Genomic DNA, 21,936 nt, shown 5'->3' on the forward strand with positions numbered 1-21,936 from the left:
CCCAAGAGTGCCGCCGAAGGCGGCTCCAAGGGCGCATCGCAGGGGGCTGCTCCGGAACCCCCTCCCCAGGGGGACCCGCGCGGCGCCAGCGTCCAGGTGCCGCCCCCCGGGTACGACGTGACCCCCTCGCACGGAGTACCGCGCTTCCCCTTTTCCGAAGGGACTCCCGCCCATGGGTTTCCGCAGGTGGCTCGGGGTGGCCACCCCGAGCAGCGGGAGAGCGGGGGCGGCTGGGGTGACTTGAGGGGACGATCAGCGGGTACCGGGCAGCCCGTGATACCGCGTCAGCGACCCATGCCCCAGGACGGCCCGCGACAGGGCCCCCGTCGAGGTTCCCGCCAGGGCCCGCGTCAGGACTACCTCGACGCCTTCGGCGAGGACGACGAGGACGTCTTCACGCGCGCGAGGACGCCGTTCGCCGCCGCACGCGCGCAGGATCGTCACGCCTCCGCCGCCGACCGGGACGCCGTCTCCCCTACGACCGCCGCGGCCGGTGACGACGTACCGCCCACCGGCGAGCCCGCGACCGGCCAGGGAGTCAAGGGACGGGCGTTCGCCGGCATCGCGGCCGCCGCCGTCACCACGGTGCTGGCCGTCGTGGTCGCCGGGCAGGTCGCCACCGGCCGGGACGACGACGCCGTCCGGTCGCGGTCCGCCTCCGGGCAGCAGACCCGTGAGGCGGTCGGCGACGCCGCGCGCGGGGACGACCGCCCGAGCCCGGCCGTGTCCGCAGGGGCGCCCGGCGCCCCTGCCACGCTGACGTACGCGCAGGGGATGGCCACGAAGTACGCGCTGAGCCCCGCGCTCAAGGGCTCGGGAAAGTTCGACGCCGTCGCGGGCGTCGACAAGGCGCCCGGCCAGGGGCAGAAGTACACCTATCGGGTGGACGTGGAACAGGGTCTCGGCCTCGACGGCGAGCTCTTCGCGCAGGCCGTGCAGAAGACCCTCAACGACGCCCGCAGCTGGGCCCACGGCGGCGCCCGCACCTTCGAGCGGATCCAGTCGGGCAACGCCGACTTCGTCATCACGCTCGCCAGTCCGGGGACCACCGCCGTGTGGTGCGCCAAGTCCGGGCTGGACACCACGGAGGACAACGTCTCCTGCGACTCGGCCGCCACCGAGCGCGTGATGATCAACGCCTACCGGTGGGCCCAGGGGTCGGAGACCTTCGGTGACGCGATGTACGCCTACCGGCAGATGCTGATCAACCACGAGGTCGGCCACCGCCTCGGCTACAGCCATGTCACCTGTGACAAGGACGGCGACCTGGCGCCGGTCATGCAGCAGCAGACGAAGTTCCTCGACCACGACGGCATCCACTGCCTGCCCAACGCCTGGCCCTACCCCGGCAGCTAAGCCTCGGGGGGTGTTTCGCGCGTAGGCCGGACGGCTGCCGACGGGCACGTACGACGTGACGCGTCGCAGTCGGATGATCTCCTAGCGCGACCGAACGCGACCCGCACGGGAAAGTTACGACCGTTCACCCCTTTTGGTGGTGCGACGGACAACCGTCCGCCGCGCCACCACCTTGTCCGCATACGTTCGTCCCGCTGCGAGCCGCCGGGTCAACGGCGGCTCCCCAAACGGGAGATCGGGAGTGCGCGTGCGCATCGGACTGCTGACGGAGGGCGGCTATCCGTATCTGAGCGGTGATGCCGGGCTCTGGTGCGACCGGCTCGTGCGCGGGCTCGGACAGCACGAGTTCGACGTCTACGCGCTCAGCCGCGCCCCACACCAGGAGGAAGCGGGCTGGGTCCAGCTTCCACCGCAGGTCAGCCGGGTACGCACGGCGCCGCTGTGGACGGCCGAGGACGACGGGGTCGCCTACGGCCGGCGTGCGCGCCGGCGCTTCGAGGAGGCCTACGGCGAGTTGGTGACCGCGCTCTGCGAGGGTGACCCCCCGGACCCGACGGGCCCCCCGGGAGCCGCTCCGGCCGCTCAGGCGGACCGTTTCGCCAACGCGCTGTACGGCCTCGCCGAACTCGCCCGGGACGAGCGCGGCCTGGTGGGAGCGCTCCGCTCGGAAAGCGCCGTACGCGCCCTGGAACGCGCCTGTCGCGCGCCCGGCGCGCTGCGCACGGCGCGCGAGGCGCGCGTACCCGAACTGCTCGCCGTCGCCGCGCACCTCGAACGCGCCCTGCGCCCCCTCTCGCTCGACTGGTACGGGGACGAGGGCGGAGGCGACGGAGGCGAGGGCCTCGGCGCGGTCGACCTGTGCCACGCCGCGTCCGGCGGCGCCGCGGCCCTTCCCGGGCTGCTCGCACGCCACTTCTTCGACGTGCCGCTGCTGGTCACCGAGTACGGCGTCCGGCTGCGGACGCACTACCTGAGTTCGGGAACCGGCCTCTCGCCCGCCGGCTCCCCCGGCGTGCGGTCCGCCGAAACGGCTCCCGCCGTACGCGCCCTGGCCGCCGCCTTCCACGGTCGGCTCGCCGCCGAGGTGTACCGGCAGGCCGCATGCGTCACCCCCGGCAACACCCACGCCCGCCGCTGGCAGGAGCGATGCGGTGCCGACCGCGCCAAGCTGCGCACCGTCTACCCGGGCATGGAGGCGTCCCGCTTCGCCGAGGTGGGCGACTCCCACGACGCCGCCGATCCGCACACGCTGGTCTGGGTCGGCCGGGTGGAACCGGCCAAGGACCTGGTCTCCCTGCTGCACGCCTTCGCGGAGCTGCGCAAGGAGGAACCGCACACACGCCTGCGGATCATCGGCGCTCCGGCCGGGGCGGAGGGGGAGGCCTACCTCGGCCACTGCAAGGTGCTGGCCGCACAGCTCTTCCCCGACGAGGCCGACGGGCCGCACGCCGTCGGCGACAACCCGGTGTCCTTCGAGGAGATCGGCGGTCCGGAGGCGCCCACCCTCGCCGACGCGTACGCGGCCGGTGCGGTGGTCGTCCTGTCCAGCGTCGTCGAGGGGTTCCCGGTCGGTCTGGTCGAGGCGATGTTCTGCGGCCGCGCCACCGTGTCGACCGACGTAGGCGCGGTGGTCGAGGTCATCGGCGGCACAGGACTGGTCGTTCCGCCGCGCAATCCGCGGGCGCTCGCGGAGGCGTGCGCGGCGCTGCTGCGCGACCCCGGCCGCCGTTCACGCCTGGGCGCGGCCGCCCGCGCCCGAGCCCTGGAACTCTTCACGGTCGAGCAGAACATCACGGCATTTCACGGCATTTACCTGGAGCTCGTCGCCCAGGCCCCGGTGCGGCGGTTCCTGTTCGACGACGGCGATCCCCGTCCGTTCGCCGTCCCGGCCGAGGCGTGTCTGTCGGGCCACTGGACCGGTCCCGAGGCGCGTGTCGCCGCCCGCGGCGGTCCGGGCCGGGCGGCGGGGCCACCGGCCCGGGACACCTCGTCGATCGCTGCGACGGAGGGTGCACGATGAGCGGGCTCGACGAACTGGACCGGCCGGAAACGCCGGGAAGGCCGGGAGCACCCGGAGCGGCGGAGGCGCCGGGGAGTCCAGGTCCGCGTGTCGACGCCTGCGCCGGGGAGCGGAAGCCCGCCGCCCCCCGCCGTGGAGCCGCGGACCCGGTGAAGGCACTGATACACCGTCACCGCGAGCTGTGCGAGCGCGCCGTGGACCCGCTGGAGATCGCGGCGGGTCTGGAGGCCCACGGGGTCACCGACCGCACGGCGGCCCGTTTCCGGCACCGGGACGTCTTCTCCCTCGCGGAGGAGATGTACGCCCGCGTCCCCCGCGACGGCGAAGCGCCCCCGCCCACCCCGGCCACCGCGACCCCGCGACCCCGCCTGGACCGGGCGCTGCTCACCCTCCTGCCGGGCGTCCTGTGCGCCGCCGCCGTGACCGGTGTGCGTCTCACCCACGGGCGCACGTGTCTGCTGATCGCCGCGGCGGGCATCCTCGCCGTCACCCTCGCCCTGCGAGCGGTGCTGCGCCGGGGCCCGTTGAGCCCGCACCGCGGCGCCCATCCCGGCCCGCACCGGACGGGCGCCTGGACCTGCTGGCTCCTCGGCTACGCGGCCCTCGGCGACAGCCTCCTGCGCGCCGCCGTCGCCGGCGGCCCCGACGGCCTCCCCGACGGGACGGCGGACGGCCCCTGGCCCTTCGCCGCCGCCCCGCTGCTGACCCTCACCCTGGCCTGCGCGCCGGCCGCCTGGAGCGCCCACCTGCTGGCCGTACGCGCCCGGCGCCGACTCGACGCCAGCCGTGGCCTGGAGGAGTTCGCCGCCTCCGTGCAGCCGCTGCTGTTCGGCACCTTCACCCTGTTCCTGTGCGCGCTGGCCGCGCTGACCCCGCTGTCGGCCGCGGTGCTGGGCGAACCGGCCGACTACGGCCACACCCTCACCCTGGGCGCGCTCCTCTTCCTCGCCCGTCTCCTCACCGTGCACGGCTTCACCCACGTCCCGGCGGTCGTCCTCGGAGCCGCCGGCGCGGCGGAGGTGCTCGCCCCGGCCACGGTCTTCACGGGCCGGCTCCCCGGCTGCGGTTTCCTGGCCGCCCCGGTGGAGGGCCTCGTGGCCGCCTGGGGTCCGGCCGGTGTCCCGTCCCTCGTCTGCGGGGCAGCCGCGCTGATCCTGCTGTTCCACGCGACCCGCACGCTGACCAGGGCCTCGGCCCACGCGCGAACGGATCAGCCGTGCTGAACAGAGGAACCGCGCCGAACCGACCGGCCGTGCCGGGCCGGGTCCGCCCTCGCGCCCGTCCGCCTCTGCGACGCCTGCCGTCCGCGTCCCGGCCACCGCCCGCGGCGCCGCCCCCGTCGCGCCCGGACCACGCGACGCACGCGCCACCCCACCCAGCCGCAGCTCATCGCAGCACGCTTGAAGGAGAGACCAGATGACCACCTCCCGATCCGGAGCGACCGGAGATCCCGGCGCACCCGCGGTCACAGGCGCCCCCGCGGTCACGGGGACAGCCGGAGGACACGCGGCGACCGGGGCCCCCACGGCCCCGGTCACGGCCTCGGCGCACATCCCGGGAGCCGCACGATGAGGGTCCTGTTGATCGGAGCCAACGGCTATCTCGGTCGTTTCGTCGCCGACCGCCTGCTCGCCGACCCGGCCGTCCAGCTCACCGCGCTCGGCCGCGGCGACGACGCCGACGTCCGCTTCGACCTCGCGTCCGGCAGCCCCGGCGCGCTCACCCGCTTCCTCGACGCGGTCCACCCCCAGGTCGTCGTCAACTGCGCGGGCACCACCCGGGGCGGCGCCCGTGAACTCACCCGGCACAACACCGTCGCCGTCGCCACGGTCTGTGAGGCCCTGCGCCGCAGCGGCTGCGGCGCCCGGCTGGTACAGATCGGCTGCGGCGCCGAGTACGGCCCGAGCCAGCCCGGCTCCTCGACGGCCGAGGACGCCGTGCCCCGCCCCGGCGGCCCGTACGGCGTCAGCAAGCTCGCCGCCACCGAGCTCGTCCTCGGCTCCGGTCTGGACGCCGTCGTGCTCCGGGTCTTCTCGCCCGCCGGTCCGGGCACACCCGCCGGGTCCCCGCTGGGCCGGCTCGCGGAGGCCATGCGCCGCGCCATGCAGTCCGGGGACGGTGAACTCAAGCTCGGCGGCCTCGGCGTGCAACGCGACTTCATCGACGTCCGGGACGTCGCCCGCGCCGTGCACGCCGCCTCGCTCTCCGCCGCGCAGGGCGTCATCAACATCGGCTCCGGCCGCGCCGTCCGCCTGCGCGACGCCGCCTCGGTCCTCGCCCGCGTGGCCGGGTACGGCGGTGCTCTGCACGAACTCGACGGGCCGCCCGGCGGCCACCTCAGGCCCGCCATCGGCCACCCCCGCCCCGACTCCGACCACGCGGGCCCCGTCGCGTACCCGTATCCGGACGGCTGCGGCAGCTGGCAGCAGGCCGATGTGCGCACCGCCCGCGACCGGCTCGGCTGGCGGCCCCGCATCAACCTCGAGGAGTCCCTCGCCGACATCTGGATGGAGGCGGCATGTCGTATCTGACCGGAACCCCGGCGGGCACCGCGAGCGCCGGCACCACCGACGTCCGCACCGGTTTCGGCGTACCCGGCATCGCACACCCCCTTCTCGCACCGACCGAGTGGCGCGAACTCGCCCGTCCCGGCCGCCCCCTGCACTGGGTCGTCCTCGACGTCGCCGACGGCCCCGGCGCCCGCCCCGATCCGCGCTGCCTGGAAGCCGCGGGCCGGCTGCGCAACGGCGGTGTCCGTGTCCTCGGGCGCCTCGACACCCGCTACGGCGCCCGTCCCTTCGCCGAGACGGTCGCCGACGCTCAGCGCCACCTCGACTGGTACCAGGTCGACGGCTTCCTCGTGGACCGGTGCCCGGCCGGGCGTGCCGACCTCCCCGAGCTGCGCCGCACGGTCGGAACACTCCGCACCCTCAGCGACGGGCCGCACATCGTCCTCGGCCACGGCACCCACCCGTACCCCGGTTACGCCGAGCACGCCGACCAGGTGGTCACCTTCTCGGGGCCCTGGAGCGACTACCGCTGGTCCCAGGTGGCGGAGTGGACTGCGGAACACCCGCCCGAGCGCTTCTGTCACCTGGTGCACGGCGTGCCGCGCGGTCACCTCGACGAGGCGCTGCGCATCGCCCGCTGGCAGGGCGCCGCGACGATCTGGTTCACCGACGGCACCGATCGAGGCGGCCTCGTCGACCCCTGGGAGACCATGCCCGGCTACTGGGACGAGCTCGTCTCGCGTGTCGGAACGGGTGTCTCGGAATGAAGAAGGCCGTGACAGTGTTGCGGGGAGAACAACTGTAGTGATCGACCGACCAACGGAGTCCCCGTGTCGCTGCCACCCCTGGTCGAGCCAGCCTCTGAGCTCACCGTAGACGAGGTCCGCAGGTACTCCCGCCACCTGATCATCCCCGATGTCGGGATGGACGGGCAGAAGCGGCTGAAGAACGCCAAGGTGCTCTGTGTGGGCGCCGGCGGCCTGGGCTCGCCGGCGCTGATGTACCTGGCCGCGGCGGGCGTGGGCACGCTCGGCATCGTGGAGTTCGACGAGGTCGACGAGTCGAACCTCCAGCGCCAGATCATCCACAGCCAGGCCGACATCGGCCGCTCGAAGGCCGCGTCCGCCCGCGACTCCGTCCTCGGCATCAACCCGTACGTGAACGTGGTCCTGCACGAAGAGCGGCTCGAGGCCGAGAACGTGATGGACATCTTCAGCCAGTACGACCTGATCGTCGACGGCACGGACAACTTCGCGACCCGCTACCTGGTCAACGACGCGTGCGTCCTGCTGAACAAGCCGTACGTGTGGGGCTCGATCTACCGCTTCGACGGCCAGGCGTCCGTCTTCTGGTCCGAGCACGGTCCCTGCTACCGCTGCCTCTACCCGGAGCCCCCGCCGCCGGGCATGGTCCCCTCCTGCGCCGAGGGCGGCGTGCTGGGCGTGCTGTGCGCGTCGATCGGCTCCATCCAGGTCAACGAGGCGATCAAGCTCCTCGCGGGCATCGGCGAACCGCTGGTCGGCCGCCTGATGATCTACGACGCCCTGGAGATGCAGTACCGCCAGGTCAAGGTCCGCAAGGACCCCGACTGCGCCGTCTGCGGCGAGAACCCGACCGTCACCGAGCTCATCGACTACGAGGCCTTCTGCGGCGTCGTCTCCGAGGAGGCCCAGGCGGCGGCCGCCGGCTCGACGATCACTCCCAAGCAGCTCAAGGAGTGGATCGACGACGGCGAGAGCATCGAGATCATCGACGTCCGCGAGCAGAACGAGTACGAGATCGTCTCCATCCCGGGCGCCAAGCTGATCCCGAAGAACGAGTTCCTGCTGGGCACCGCCCTGGAGGGCCTGCCGCAGGACAAGAAGATCGTCCTGCACTGCAAGACGGGTGTCCGCAGTGCGGAAGTCCTCGCGGTCCTGAAGTCCGCGGGCTTCTCCGACGCCGTGCACGTCGGCGGCGGCGTGATCGGCTGGGTCAACCAGATCGAGCCGAGCAAGCCGGTCTACTGACCCGGCTGTTCCCTTCGCGCACCGGGGTACCCGGTCCGTTCGGCGGGGGCTTCGCGCACCACGAGTGCGCGAAGCCCCCGCCGTCGTCATGAGCAGACCTTGCCGTCCTTCGGGACCGTCCCCTTCAACAGGTACGCGTCCACCGCCGAGTCGACGCAGTCGCTCCCGCTGCCGTACGCACCGTGTCCCTCGCCCTTCCAGGTGAGCAGTACGCCGACGCCCTTGCCGAGTTCGTCCGCCATCTTCCGCGCGCCCTCGTACGGCGTCGCCGGATCCCCGGTGTTGCCGACCAGCAGGATCGGCGCCGCCCCCGCCGCGCTCGCCTCCGGGGTGTCGTACTGCCCGGCCACCGGCCAGTCGTGGCACCAGCCGGCCGTGTCCCAGCCGAGGAAGTCCCCGAACACGGGCGAGATCTTCTCGAACTCCGGCAGCAGCTTCTTCGTCTCCTCGGCGGTCGGCCGCTGCTTGTCGTCCAGGCACGATATGACCCGTTGCGAGTGGGTCGTCGTGCCGTAGTGCCCCGAGGTGTCCCGCTCGTTGTAGCCGTCGGCGAGCGTCAGCAGCTCGGAGCCGTCCCCGGCCTGGGCCGACTCCAGGGCGCTGGTCAGGCTCGGCCACCCCTGCTTGCTGTACAGCGGCAGGACGATGCCGGTGACGGCGAGCGTCTGGGTCAGCTTCCGTCCGTCCGACGTGGGCAGCGGGTCGGTGTCGATCCGGTCCAGCAGATCCGCGATCTTCCTGGTGCCCTTCGCGGGATCCTGGCCCGTCGATTCGAGGTAGTCGTCGAGAGCCCGCTGGAAGCCGCGTGCCTGGTTCTGCGCGTGACCCACCGAGTCCGCGGTCGGGTCGACGACCGCGTCGAGGATCAGCCGCCCCACGTTCTTCGGGAACAGGTGGGCGTACACGCCACCGAGTTCGGTGCCGTAGGAGATGCCGAAGTAGTGCATCTTCGAGTCGCCGAGGACCTGGCGCATCAGGTCCATGTCGCGGGCGGTGTCGGTGGTCGACACATGCGCCAGCAGCTTGCCGGCGGCCTTCTCGCACCCCTTGCCGAACTCGGTGGCGTCCTCGAAGTACGCCTTTTCCTCGGCCGGGGTGTCCGGGGTGGAGTCGAGGGACTCGGCCGCCTGGATGTCCTTGTCCGGGCGGCAGCGGACGCCCTCGCTGGCGCCGACCCCGCGCGGGTCCCAGCTGACCAGGTCGTAGTGCTCACGGAGCGAGGAGTACGCGGAACCGTAGGAGGGGAGCGTCGAGACTCCCGAGCCGCCGGGCCCGCCGAAGTTGAACAGCAGCGAGCCGGTCCGCCCGCTTCCCTCGGCCCGGGATTCGGTGCGGATGAGGGCGAGGCCGATCGTGCTCCCGCCCGGCTTCGACCAGTCCAGGGGCACCTTCAGCGTCGCGCACTGCCAGTCGCCGCCCGGCGCGGCGGAGTCCGCGGTGGCCTTGCAGCGTCCCCAGTCGAGCTTCTGCCCGGTCAGCGAGGCGGGCAGCGCGGCCGTCGTGGCGGTCGCTCCGGAGGAGGCGGCCGAGGGCCGCGCGTCGGCCGTACCGCCCTTGCCGTCCCCGTCCCCGTCCGACGCGCCGCTGCCGCAACCCGCCACCAGCAGTGCGGCAGCGGCCCCCAGCGCCGCCCACCGTACGTATCGCGCCATGTGCACTTCCCCCCTCGCAGGCCGTCCGCGCTCGGCGGCGAACGGCTGTCAGGCCATATTAGGCGGCGCACGGCTCACCCGTCGGGGCCTGTGGATAACCTCTTGACCTGCGGGTTTCTCCGGGATTGGGGGTGGTGTCAGGAGCAGACGGTCCCTGCGGCCGGCACCTTGCCGTTCAGCAGGTAGCCGTCCACCGCCGTCTGTACGCACTTGTTCTTGCTGCCGTACGCACCGTGTCCCTGCCCCTGGTACGTCAGCTCGATTCCGACGCCGGGGCCCAGCGCCTCCACCATCTTCCGGGCGCCCTCGTACGGGGTCGCCGGGTCGCCGGTGTTGCCCACGACGAGGATCGGCGCCGAGCCGGGCGCGCTCACGTCGGGATGGTCGGCGGCGCCGGCGACGGGCCAGTCGGTGCAACTGACCATGCCCCAGGCCAGGTAGTCCCCGAACAGGCTGGAGGCGGCCCGGAACTCCGGCAGTTTCCGCTGCACGTCTGCGGTGGAGTAGCGGGGCTTGTCGTCGGCGCAGTTGATGGAGATGTTGGCGGCGGTGATGTTGCTGTACTCGCCGTTCTCGTTGCGGCCGTTCATCAGGTCGGACAACAGCATGAGGATCTTGCCGTCCCCGGCGTAGGCCTGCTCCAGGCCCTCGGTGAGGTACTCCCAGAAGTCCTTCGAGTACAGCGCCTGCGCGATGCCGTTGGTCGCGGCGCTCTGCGTCAGCTCGCGGGGGAAGATGCCGGGGATCGGCTTGGCGTCGAGGCTGTGCAGAAGCCCCGCGATCCGGTCCTTCACGTCCTGCGCGGTGTCCCCGACGGGGCAGTCCTGCGTCTTGGACGTGCAGTCCTCGGCGAAGTTGTCGAGTGCGAGCTGAAAGCCCCTGGCCTGGCCGAGAGAGCCCTGTTCGGATGTCTGGGTCGGGTCGACGACCGCGTCGAAGACGGCGCGTCCCACGTTCTCGGGGAACAGGTGGGCGTAGACGCCGCCCAGCTCGGTGCCGTAGGAGATGCCGAAGTAGTACAGCCGGTCGTCGCCGAGGACCTGGCGCATCAGGTCCATGTCGCGGGCCGCGTCCGTGGTCCGCACGTTCGGCAGCATCTTCTTCGAGTTCTTCTCGCAGGCCGCGTTGAAGTCCTTCGTGTTGTCCAGCAGCGCGGTGCGTTCGACGGCGTCGTCGGGTGTGCCGTCCTGCTGGAAGTAAGCGTCGAGCCGCTGGTCGTCCTCGCAGTCCACCCCGGCGCTGCGGCCGACCCCGCGCGGGTCGAAGCTGACCAGGTCGTAGCGGGTGCGCAAGGCCGTGTACTCCTCACCGAAGGCGGGCAGGGTGGAGACACCCGAGCCGCCGGGGCCGCCGAAGTTGAAGACCAGGGAGCCGATCCTGCGGCTCTCGTCGCCGCTCGCCCGGGCCCGGATCAGCGCGATGCCGATCGTGTCGCCCTTGGGGTCGTCCCAGTCGAGGGGCGCCTTCATGGTGGCGCACTGCCACTGGTCGCCGTCCGGCAGCGGGGACGGGGCGCCGCCGCCGCCCTCCGCGTGGGAGGGGGCCGGGCAGTCCTTCCAGCTCAGCTTCTGCGCCGTCAGATCCTCGTCCTGCGCGTCGTCGCCGCAGCCCGCCACCATGGAGGTCAGCAGCAGGGCGGTGGCGGTCACGGCGGCGGCGCGCAGGCGGGACGGGTTCGGCATGATCCCATCCTGCGGTGGTGCCCGGGCACGCGCGCGGGGCGCGGGCCGTACGAGGTACGGGCGCCGAAGCCCTGCTAGAGGGCGCCCTTGCGGGTCAGGTGGTTGAAGGCCAGCCAGCCCGGCAGCACCGGCAGCCACAGTGTGAGCAGCCGGAAGAGCAGCACCGCGGGAGCGGCGACCTCCTTGGGCAGGCCCACCGCGATCAGTCCGACCGTCAGGGTCGCCTCAACGGCGCCGACCCCGCCCGGTGTCGGCGCGGCGGAGCCGAGCGCGTTGCCGGCGAGGAAGACGACGGCGACGCTGGCGATGCTGAGTGAGGTCGACTCGTCGCCGAACGCGCGGATCGAGGCGTCCAGGCACATCACGAAGCAGGCGGTGAGCAGGAGCATGCCGCCGATGCCGGTGACCAGCTTCTGCGGCCGCTGGAGCACGTCCAGCATGCGCGGCACGACGCCGGCGAACAGGGACCGCACGCGCGTGGCGACGAACTTGCGCAGGAACGGCACCGAGGTCACCACGAGCACGAGCACCGCCACCGTGAGCAGACCCGCGATGACGGTGCGGGACGGCGACAGCGACGGCGTCTTCTCGGTGCCGGTCAGATAGCCGAACGACAGCAGCATCAGGATGTGGCAGCCGAGCCCGAACAGCTGCGAGGCGCCGACGCTTGCCACCGCGAGCCCGGGCCGCACCCCCGCACGCTGGAGGAAGCGGGTGTTGAGGGCGACCCCGCCGACCGCGGCCGGGGCCACGATCTTCACGAACGATCCGGCGACCTGCGCGGCCACGGTCCGCGGGAACGGCACCCGCTCCGGCACGAACCCCAGCAGGCTCATCGCCGCGGCGACGTAGCTCACCGCGGAGAACAGCACGGCCGCGGCCACCCAGCCCCATTCGGCGTTGGCGATGAGCGGACCGAACTCGATGTGGGTCAGCTGCGTCAGCAGGAAGTAGGCGCCGATGGCACCGGCGATGAAACTCATCAGGGTGCGCGGCCGCACCCGCTCCAGCCGGGCCGGCTCGACCGGCGCCTGCGGCCGGATCAGCAGCACCTGGTGGCGGATCTGGGTCAGCAGATCCTCCTCGCGGGCCTCCTCGAGCGCGTCGTCGATGGCCCGCTTCTCGGCCCGCGCCTCCGCGCGGACCGCCTTCTTGTCCGGCTTCTCGAGGACGACGCGCGCGGTGTCGTGTCCCGCCGCCTCCAGACGGGCCTGTTTGGCCTGCTGCGAGGCCTCCAGGACCGCGTCGCGCTCCCGTTGCGCACGCTCGCGTGCCAGTCGGCGCAGCGTCGCGCGCGTGGAGCGGGTCAGGGCGATGGGCTGGAGCATCGGCAGACAGTCCGCGACCGCGTCCGGTCCGAGCACGCCCACGGCGGAGGCCACCGCCCGTTCGGCGCCCACCAGCAGACCGAGTGTCGTCACCAGCTGGGCGACGTCCATGCGCAGCAGCAGGTCGCCGGCCGCGATCTCGCCGCCGCGCAGATCGGTGAGGATCACCGTGCCGGAACGATCCACCAGGATCGCGTCACCCGCGAGCCGGCGGTGGGCGATGCGTCGTGACTGGAGGGCCTGCACCTGGTGCCAGGTGTTGCGCAGCAGGTCGTCGGTGATCTCGTCGTCCGCCAGCGATTCGAGGGTGCGGCCGCCGGTGTGCTCGTAGACGAGGATGACCGCGTCGGGGCCGAGCTCGGAGGTGGCGATCAGCTTCGGCGCGTTGGCGCCGGCCGCGATGGCCGCGTAGGCGAGCAGCGCCTCCTGCTCGAGCGCCTGGCGCAGCGACTGGAGGCTGCTGCGGGTGGCGAAGCCGCGCAGCGTCAGATTGCGCCACGCCCGGTAGAAGAACCCCTGGGCCTGCTGTTCCCGGTCGACGACCGTGACGTCCAGCGGCGGACCGTCCTCCAGGGTGACGAAGTAGCGTCTTCCCCGGTCGCTCTCCGCCGCCTCCGGCCCCTCCTCGCGGGCCGCGCTCACCGGGCGGAAGCCGACGTGCCGCAGGCCCGCCATCAGCGTCCGTCCGGTGGGGCGCACGTTCGGGGAGCCGACCGCGTACAGCGTCCCGTACGCCACGGTCCAGCCGATCAGCACCGTGAGGATGATCGAGAACGGTGTCGTGTAGCCGGTGACGAGCATCGAGAAGGCGTCGAGGAGCAGCACGATCCACAGCACGGAGCGCCAGCGCGGCCGGCGGGACATGCCGACGGCCGTCATATAGGCGATGACGGGCGCGAGGTAGCCGTGCACGGGGTCGGTGAGGGCGTGGACGTCACCGGGGGAGGGCTGGGTGAGCGCCTCCTGGATCGAGCCGGGGGCGGCCTTGGCGACCCACAGGTCGGTGGCGAGGGTCACACCGTGTGCGAGGACCGCGGCGAGGACGCCGTCGGCGATGCGCAGCCCGTCGCGTTTGATCAGCCGCTCGATCGCGAACGCGACCGGCACCAGCAGGATCGCGATGCTGGACGCCAGCCCCGCGATCTTGATGAGGAGATCGGGCGCCTGTCCGGTGCCCTTGTTGATGTCCTGCTCGAGACCCGAGGTCGTCCCGTGGGCGAAGGCGGCGATGCCCAGGAGCAGGGCCACGGCGAGCACGCCCACCAGCAGGCGCATCAGGTCGGAAGGACGGTGCACGCGCGCGGGGAGCAGCGGTTCGTCGCCCTCGACCTCGTCGATGTGCACCTCTTCCCGTGCCTCGTCGGCGGTGTCCGGGCGCGGGGCAGCATCAGAGGTGCTTGCCGCGCCCTCAGGATGCACGCCCTGCTGCTTCATCGTCTCTTCTTGATCTCGTATCACCGGTGTCACCGCCCGCACGATGGTGGCATGCCCCACCGACACACGGGGGCATCAGGGTGCGAACGCGGGGGCGCACAGTCTGCCTGAAGCACCGCCCGGGGGCGAGGGTCACCCAGGGTCGCCGGCCCGTCGCATTGTCGGTGCCGTGGGGCAGGATGGGGCGGATGAGCGAGCAGAGCCTTCCGGACGCCGCCCGCCCGGAGTACACGGACGCGCTGCCGGAGTACGCCGAGCGGGTCCTTGAGGTCACGGAGCTGATCCCGCCCGGGCGGGTCATGACGTACGGGGACGTCGCGGAGTGGCTGGAGGAGGGCGGGCCCAGACAGGTGGGCCGGGTGATGGCCCTCTACGGCGGCGCCGTCCCCTGGTGGCGGGTGGTCCGCGCGGACGGGACGCTGCTCCCGGGCCACGAGCTGCGGGCCCTGGACCGCTACCGCGCCGAGGGCACGCCGCTGAAGCAGGCGAGCAGGGCCGCCCAGGGGCACCTGCCGCGCCTCGACATGAAGCGGGCGCGGTGGGACGGCGGCGAACGCGCGGAAGGTCACACCTGACAGCTTCCGCCATCGGACGGCCCGAAGGGGAGCTTGTGGCCCGTACGGGGGAAACGACGCAAAGGGGGCACGTCCGCGGCATGGCGTACGTTCGAGGGGCGAGGGGCACGCGTGGCACGCGGGCCGGGAGGGGCGTGATGGCCGTAAGGGCCGCGAGGGCCTCGAGAGAAGAATCGGAAGCCGTCCTTCCGGACTGCTCGTCGGCGTAGCGTCGGCTGCACGCGTCCCCCTCATCCCGCGATCACCGCTCCCCCCGAGCGGTGCTCCGTCAACCAGTACACCCACCAGGACCGGCGAACCACGTGAGCTCCTCTTCCTCCACCAGGCGCCTGTCGCACCCCCAGGTGCGACAGGGGAACCGTGGCGCTTACCGACTGGTGCGTACCCCGCCGGCCCAGGTGGGTCCCCCTCGTCTGGACGCCGCACAGCGCTCCGTGGTTGACCACGGAGCCGGTCCACTGCTCGTCCTCGCGGGTCCGGGCACCGGGAAGACCACCACCCTCGTCGAGTCCGTGGCGGCCCGGATCGCCCGCGGGGGCGACCCCGAGCGCATCCTGGTGCTCACGTTCAGCCGCAAGGCGGCCGTGGAGCTGCGGGACCGGATGGCGCACCGCATGGGGGCCGCCCGCGCACCCCAGGCGACCACCTTCCACTCGTACTGCTACGCCCTGATCCGCGCCCACCAGGACGCCGACCTGTTCGTGGAGCCCCTGCGGCTGCTGTCGGGACCCGAGCAGGACGTGGCCGTCCGCGAGCTGCTCGCCGGCCAGCTCGACCTCCAGCGGCTCGGTCTCGCGCATGTGCGCTGGCCGGACGAACTGCGGGCCTGCCTCACCACGCGCGGCTTCGCCGACGAGGTCCGCGCGGTGCTCGCCCGCAGCCGCGAACTGGGCCTCGACCCCGCGGCTCTGGACGCCTTCGCCCACCGCATCGGCCGCCCCGACTGGCGCGCCGCCGCCGCCTTCCTCGCCGAGTACCTCGACGTCCTCGACCTGCACGGCGTGATCGACTACGCGGAACTCGTCCACCGCGCGGTCCTCCTCGCCCACCGCCCCGAGGTGGCCGAGCGGCTCGCCGCGCGGTACGACGCCGTGTTCGTCGACGAGTACCAGGACACCGACCCGGCCCAGGTGCGGCTGCTGCACGCCCTCGCCGGCGGCGGACGCAGCCTGGTGGCCTTCGGCGACCCCGACCAGTCGATCTACACCTTCCGGGGCGCCGACGTGAACGGCATCCTGAACTTCCCCGAGGACTTCCCCCGCCCCGACGGCCGGCCGGCCCCCGTCGAGGTCCTGCGCACCTCCCGCCGCTCCGGCGCCACCCTGCTGGCCGCCACCCGGCTGCTCACCCGGCGGATGCCCCTGACCCGCCTCCCGGCCGAGAAGGTCCGTGCCCACCGCGAGCTGACCGCCGCACGCGACAGCGGTCGCGTCGAGGTCTACACGTACCCGACCCCCGGCACCGAGCTGGACAACGTCGCCGACATCCTGCGCCGCGCACACCTGGAGGACGGCGTGCCCTGGAGCGAGATGGCCGTACTGGTACGCGCCGGCTCCCGCACCATCCCGACGGTCCGCCGTGCCCTCACCGCGGCCGGCGTCCCCCTCGACATCGACGGCGACGACCTCCCCCTGCGCCACGAACCCGCCGTGGCGCCCCTGCTCACGGCCCTGCGGGCGGTGGCGACCGCAGCGGCCTCCGCAGCGTCACAGGAGGGGGACGCGGACGCCGTGGCCGGCGCGGAGGCCTGCTGGCTCGACACCGAGACCGCCCTCACCCTCCTCGGCTCACCGCTCGCCGGCATGGACGCCGCCGACCTGCGCCGCCTCGGCCGGGCCCTGCGCGAGGACGAGCGCGCCGCGGGCAACGCACTCCCGCCGCCCTCCGACGAGCTGCTCGCGCGCGCCCTGGCCGAGCCGGAGCGGCTGGTCACCCACGACCCGACGTACGCGCGCGGCGCCCAGCGCCTCGGCGCGCTGCTGGCGAAGGCCAGGGAGGGCCTCGCGGGCGGCGGTACGGCCGAGGAGGCGCTGTGGGACCTGTGGGACGGCACACCCTGGCCCGGGCGGCTGGAGCGGGCCGCCCGGCGCGGCGGCGCCGCGGGCCGTAACGCCGACCGGGACCTGGACGCCGTGTGCGCGCTCTTCGCCGCCGCCGCACGCGCGGAGGAGCGCACCGGCGGCCGGGGCGCCCTGAACTTCCTGGCCGAGATCGAGGCCGAGGACATCGCCGCCGACACCCTCACCCGGCGTGCCGTGCGCCCCGACGCCGTACGGCTGATGACCGCCCACCGCGCGAAGGGCCTGGAGTGGAGCCTGGTCGTCGTGGCCGGCGTCCAGGAAGGTCTGTGGCCGGACCTGCGCCGCCGGGGCTCCCTCCTGGAGGCGGACCGCATCGGCCGCGACGGACTGGCCGAGCCACTCACCCCCGGAGCGCTGCTCGCCGAGGAGCGCCGCCTGTTCTACGTCGCCGCCACCCGCGCGCGCGAGCGGCTCGTCGTCACCGCCGTGAAGGCGCCCGCCGACGACGGCGACCAGCCCTCCCGCTTCCTGACCGAACTCGGCGTCGAACCCAAGGACGTCACCGGCCGCCCGCGCCGCCCCCTCGCGGTCGCCGCCCTGGTCGCCGAACTGCGCGCCACGACGGTCGACCCGCGGGCCTCCGCCACCCTCAGGGAGGCCGCCGCCCGCCGGCTGGGCCGGCTGGCCGCGCTCGCCGACGAGGACGGCAGGCCCCTGGTGCCGTCCGCCCACCCGTACCGCTGGTGGGGCATGTTCGAGCCGACCGAGAGCAAGGTGCCGCTGCGCGACCGCGACCAGCCGGTCGTGCTCTCCGGCAGCGCCCTCGACCAGCTCGCCAACACCTGCGCCCTCCAGTGGTTCCTGGGCCGCGAGGTGAAGGCCGACGCCCCCGCCACCGTCGCCCAGGGGTTCGGCAACGTGGTGCACGTCCTCGCCGACGAGGTCGCCTCCGGACACACCCCCGCAGACCTCGACGTCCTCATGGAACGCCTCGACTCCGTGTGGAACGCCCTCGCCTTCGACGCGCCCTGGAAGTCCGCCCAGGAGAAGGCACACGCGCGTGTGGCGCTCGAGCGCTTCCTGAAGTGGCATGTGATGGACCGCACGGGCCGCACCCCGGTCGCCAGTGAGCACGACTTCGACGTCACCCTCGAAGCGGGCGAGTACCAGGTGCGCATCCGCGGCCAGATGGACCGGGTCGAGGCCGACGCCGAGGGCCGTGCCTACGTCGTCGACTTCAAGACCGGCAAACAGGCGCCGACCGCCCGTGAGGTGGAGCGCCACCCCCAGCTCGCCGTGTACCAGCTCGCCGTCCGCGAGGGCGCCGTCGACGAGGCCTTCGACGGCGTACGGCCCCCACCGGGCGGTGCCGAACTCGTCCAGCTCCGGCAGAGCGCCGCCAAGCGGGACGGCGGCGAGAGCCTGCCCAAGGTGCAGGCGCAGGAAGCCCTCGAGGGCGCGGCGGGGGAGTGGGTCGGCGACCTGCTCGCCACCGCGGCCGGCAAGGTCCTCGACGAGCGCTTCACCCCGACCGCCGGCCAGCAGTGCACCCACTGCGCGTTCCGCGCCTCGTGCAGCGCCCGGCCCGAAGGACGGCACGTGGTCGAGTGACGGACCCGGGTGAGGAGCGTGTGGCGGACCTGCGTGGCGGACTCGTGGACGGGACGGGCGTGACAGACCCGTGTGACGGACCGCACCACACGTGCTGACCTGCGATTCTCTCGTTCCCTCCGGGTGATTTGTCATCGACTGTCAGTGCCCGCCGCTAGCCTCTCCCCATGCCCGCCCGTATCAGTGATCCCGAGCAGCTCAAGGAGCTCCTCGGGATCCCCTTCACCCCGGAGCAGACGGCCTGCATCACCGCGCCGCCCGCCCCGCAGGTGATCGTGGCCGGAGCCGGGTCGGGCAAGACGACGGTGATGGCCGCGCGCGTGGTGTGGCTGGTCGGCACCGGCCAGGTCGCCCCCGACCAGGTCCTCGGGCTGACCTTCACCAACAAGGCCGCCGGAGAACTCGCCGAGCGCGTCCGCAAGGCACTGGTCAAGGCGGGCGTCACCGATCCCGACGTCATCGACCCGGACAACCCCCCCGGCGAGCCGGTGATCTCCACCTACCACTCCTTCGCGGGACGCCTGCTGACCGACCACGGCCTGCGCATCGGCCTGGAGCCCACCTCCCGCCTGCTCGCCGACGCCACCCGCTACCAGCTCGCCGCGCGGGTGCTGCGCGAGGCCCCCGGCCCCTACCCGTCGCTCACCCGGTCCTTCGCCGACCTGATCAGCGACCTCCTCGCACTCGACGCTGAACTCGCCGAACACCTCGTCCGCCCCGAGGAGCTGCGCGCGTGGGACGCCGGACTGCTGAGCGACCTGGAGGGCGCCAGGCTCACCAACGCCGACCTGCGCAAGGTGCCCGAGACGGCCGCCGCCCGGCGTGAACTGGCCGACCTGGTGCTGCGCTACCGGACCGCCAAACGCGAGCGCGACCTGCTCGACTTCGGCGATCAGATCGCCCTGGCCGCCCGGCTCGCCCAGGTCCCCGAAGTGGGCCCGATCCTGCGCGAGGAGTTCCGCGTGGTCCTCCTCGACGAGTACCAGGACACGTCGGTGGCCCAGCGCATCCTCCTGGCCGGCCTGTTCGGCGGCGGCACCGGGCACCCCGTGACCGCCGTCGGCGACCCCTGCCAGGCCATCTACGGCTGGCGCGGCGCCTCCGTGGCGAACCTCGACGACTTCCCCGAGCACTTCGCGCACAGCGACGGAAGCCGGGCGCGCCGCCAGTCGCTCAGCGAGAACCGCCGCAGCGGCGGCCGCCTCCTGGACCTCGCCAACGGCCTCGCCGAGCCCCTGCGCGCCATGCACGCGGGCGTGGAGGCACTGCGCCCCGCTCCCGGGGCCGAACGCGACGGGGTGGTGCGCTGCGCGCTCCTCAACACGCACGCCGAGGAGATGGACTGGATCGCCGACTCCGTCGCCCACCTCGTGCGCACCGGCAAGGCTCCCGGTGAGATCGCCGTGCTGTGCCGCACGGCCACCGACTTCGCGGAGATCCAGGGCGCACTGGTCGCCCGGGACATCCCCGTCGAGGTGGTGGGTCTCTCCGGTCTCCTGCATCTGCCCGAGGTCGCCGACCTGGTCGCCGTCTGCGAGGTCCTCCAGGACCCCGGCGCCAACGCCTCCCTGGTCCGCCTGCTCACCGGCCCGCGCTGGCGCATCGGCCCCCGCGACCTCGCACTCCTGGGACGAAGGGCACGGCTGCTCGTCACCCACGCGCGCGGGGACGGCGACGACGACCCGGACCGCCGTCTCGCCGAGGCCGTCGAAGGGGTCGACCCGTCCGAGGTGATATCGCTGGCGGACGCCCTCGACACCTTCCTGGAGACGCCCCTGTACGGCGACGGCGGTGCCGGGCACGACGACGGACTGCCCTTCTCGCCGGACGCGCGCGTACGGTTCGCGCGACTGGCCACCGAACTGCGCGACCTGCGCCGTTCCCTGGCCGACCCCCTGATGGACGTGCTGCACCGCGTCCTCGCCGTCACCGGCCTCGAGGTCGAACTGTCGGCGTCCCCGCAGGCCCTGGCCGCCCGGCGCCGCGAGACCCTGTCCAACTTCCTCGACATCGCCGCCTCCTTCACCGCGAGCGAGAGCCAGGCGAGCCTGCTGGCGTTCCTCGGTTTCCTGCGTACCGCCGCCCAGTACGAGAAGGGCCTCGACAACGCCCTCCCCGGCGGCGAGAACACCGTCAAGGTGCTCACCGCGCACAAGTCCAAGGGCCTGGAGTGGGACGTCGTCGTCGTCCCCGGTCTGGTCACCGGAACCTTTCCCAGCGGCCAGGGCCGCGAGAAGTGGACCGCCCAGGCCAAGGTGCTGCCGCACGCACTGCGCGGTGACGCCGACACCCTCCCCGACCTCGACTCCTGGGACGCGCGGGGCATGAAGGCGTTCCACGAGGCCATGAAGGACCACCAGCACACCGAGGAACTCCGCCTCGGCTACGTCACCTTCACCCGCCCCCGTTCCCTGCTCCTCGGGTCCGGCCACTGGTGGGGCCCCACCCAGAAGAAGCCGCGCGGCCCGTCCGACTTCCTCCAGGAGCTGTACCGGCACTGCGCGGCCGGGCACGGCGAGATCGAGGCCTGGGCGGACGAACCGGAGGAGGACGCGGAGAACCCCGTACTGCACCGTGCGACGGCCGACCAGGTCTGGCCGCTTCCCCTGGACGACGACTCCCTCGCCCGCCGCCGCGCCGCCGCCGAGACCGTCCTCGCCCACCTGGAGGATCTCGCCTCGCACCAGGACGGCCACCCCGGCGCCGCCCACGACCCGGACTCCCACGACGACCCGGACTGGCCCCCACCACCGGACGAGGACGAGCCCGCCTACGAACCCGAGTACGACGAGCCGCGCCACGACGACGCCGAGTACGGCGATCCCGGCCACGACGAGCCCTACGGCGAGCCGTCCCACGACGAGCCCGATCCGTTCGGGGACGCGCCCTTCGAAGGCACGCCCCTCGTCGTGCCCCATCAGGCGACGGCCCCCGAGCTGCCCGGCGCCCGCCCGCGCAGGCACTCCCTGACCCCTGAGGAAGCCCGTGCCGTCGCCTCCTGGGACCGCGACCTCGACGCGCTCGCCGGCGAGCTGCTCCGTGCCCGCCGGAGCGTCACGGAGGTGCCCCTGCCGACGACCCTGACCGCCTCGCAGGTGCTGAGGCTGGCCGCCGACCCCGACGGTCTCGCGCAGGAACTCGCGCGCCCCATGCCGCGCCCCCCGCAACCGGCCGCGCGCCGGGGCACCCGGTTCCACGCCTGGGTGGAGGCCCGCTTCGAGGAGTTGACGCTCCCCCTGCTGGAACCGCACGAGCTGCCCGGCGACGACGCCGAGATCGCCGACGAACGCGACCTCGAAGCCCTCAAGGAGGCCTTCGAGAGCACCGAGTACGCCCACCGCACGCCGTACCGCGTCGAGGCCCCCTTCCAGCTGGCCCTAGCCGGCCGCGTCGTACGGGGCCGGATCGACGCGGTCTACAAGGAGGGCGACGGAGACACGGCCACCTACGACATCGTCGACTGGAAGACCCATCGGGCCCGCACCGCCGACCCCCTCCAGCTCGCCCTCTACCGGCTCGCGTGGGCCGAGCAGCAGGGTGTGCCCGTGGAATCCGTCACAGCGGCGTTCCTCTATGTACGCAGCGGCGACGTCGTACGGCCGGAGGGTCTGCCCGATCGGGCGGCCCTGGAGCGCCTGTTGACGGGGGAGGACGGCGCCGAGCACGGCCTTGGCGGACCGGCCGCGCACGCAAACCCTGCGCAAGGGCCCGGCGAGGATGTCGGTGCGGGCCGATAGG

At 73.2% G+C, this 21,936-nt stretch carries 12 protein-coding genes; 9 read left to right on the plus strand and 3 right to left on the minus strand.

What is annotated here, in order from left to right:
• Positions 1-294: 294 nt before the first annotated feature.
• The 6 genes from QF030_RS27480 (at position 295) to moeZ (ending at position 7,895) form a co-directional block, all read left to right on the plus strand.
• Positions 295-1,356 (plus strand): DUF3152 domain-containing protein, encoded by a 1,062-nt coding sequence (locus QF030_RS27480; protein WP_373428812.1) that lies wholly within the window; start codon positions 295-297, stop codon positions 1,354-1,356.
• Between the two features lie 247 nt (positions 1,357-1,603).
• Positions 1,604-3,376 carry a DUF3492 domain-containing protein gene (locus tag QF030_RS27485; RefSeq protein ID WP_307165280.1) on the plus strand — a complete coding sequence of 591 codons (1,773 nt, stop codon included), beginning with the start codon at positions 1,604-1,606 and terminating at the stop codon, positions 3,374-3,376.
• Positions 3,373-4,599, plus strand: a complete 1,227-nt coding sequence (locus tag QF030_RS27490) for a hypothetical protein (protein ID WP_307165281.1) — start codon at positions 3,373-3,375, stop codon at positions 4,597-4,599. The genes QF030_RS27485 and QF030_RS27490 overlap by 4 nt, the downstream gene beginning before the upstream one ends.
• 345 nt (positions 4,600-4,944) lie before the next feature.
• Entirely contained in the window at positions 4,945-5,907 is a 963-nt protein-coding gene (locus QF030_RS27495; protein ID WP_307165282.1) for an NAD-dependent epimerase/dehydratase family protein, read from the plus strand.
• The gene (locus tag QF030_RS27500; protein ID WP_307165283.1) at positions 5,895-6,653 is read left to right on the plus strand and encodes a spherulation-specific family 4 protein; all 759 of its coding nucleotides are present in this window, start codon (positions 5,895-5,897) and stop codon (positions 6,651-6,653) included. The genes QF030_RS27495 and QF030_RS27500 overlap by 13 nt, the downstream gene beginning before the upstream one ends.
• Before the next feature lie 63 nt (positions 6,654-6,716).
• Positions 6,717-7,895: an adenylyltransferase/sulfurtransferase MoeZ gene (gene moeZ / locus QF030_RS27505; protein ID WP_307165284.1), complete on the plus strand. Its 1,179-nt coding sequence runs from the start codon at positions 6,717-6,719 to the stop codon at positions 7,893-7,895.
• 86 nt (positions 7,896-7,981) lie between these two features.
• Here moeZ and QF030_RS27510 read toward each other — a convergent pair whose 3' ends face one another.
• The 3 genes from QF030_RS27510 to QF030_RS27520 all read right to left on the minus strand — a co-directional run bounded on the left by QF030_RS27510 (position 7,982) and on the right by QF030_RS27520 (position 13,991).
• Positions 7,982-9,547, minus strand: a complete 1,566-nt coding sequence (locus tag QF030_RS27510; RefSeq protein WP_307165285.1) for an alpha/beta hydrolase — start codon at positions 9,545-9,547, stop codon at positions 7,982-7,984.
• 137 nt (positions 9,548-9,684) lie between these two features.
• Positions 9,685-11,229: an alpha/beta hydrolase gene (locus QF030_RS27515; protein WP_307165286.1), complete on the minus strand. Its 1,545-nt coding sequence runs from the start codon at positions 11,227-11,229 to the stop codon at positions 9,685-9,687.
• Positions 11,230-11,303: 74 nt separating this feature from the next.
• Entirely contained in the window at positions 11,304-13,991 is a 2,688-nt protein-coding gene (locus QF030_RS27520; RefSeq protein ID WP_307165287.1) for a lysylphosphatidylglycerol synthase transmembrane domain-containing protein, read from the minus strand.
• A gap of 188 nt (positions 13,992-14,179) precedes the next feature.
• Between QF030_RS27520 and QF030_RS27525 the strand changes: the two genes are divergently transcribed.
• The 3 genes from QF030_RS27525 to QF030_RS27535 all read left to right on the plus strand — a co-directional run bounded on the left by QF030_RS27525 (position 14,180) and on the right by QF030_RS27535 (position 21,935).
• Positions 14,180-14,566, plus strand: a complete 387-nt coding sequence (locus QF030_RS27525; protein ID WP_307165288.1) for an MGMT family protein — start codon at positions 14,180-14,182, stop codon at positions 14,564-14,566.
• A gap of 302 nt (positions 14,567-14,868) precedes the next feature.
• Complete coding sequence (locus QF030_RS27530) at positions 14,869-18,198, plus strand: ATP-dependent helicase (RefSeq protein WP_307165289.1); 3,330 nt, start codon at positions 14,869-14,871, stop codon at positions 18,196-18,198.
• Positions 18,199-18,365: 167 nt separating this feature from the next.
• Positions 18,366-21,935, plus strand: coding sequence for an ATP-dependent DNA helicase (locus QF030_RS27535; RefSeq protein ID WP_307165290.1), 3,570 nt, complete (start codon positions 18,366-18,368; stop codon positions 21,933-21,935).
• The last annotated feature ends 1 nt before the right edge of the window (position 21,936 follow it).

The organism is Streptomyces rishiriensis (assembly GCF_030815485.1).
Lineage (GTDB): Bacteria > Actinomycetota > Actinomycetes > Streptomycetales > Streptomycetaceae > Streptomyces > Streptomyces rishiriensis_A.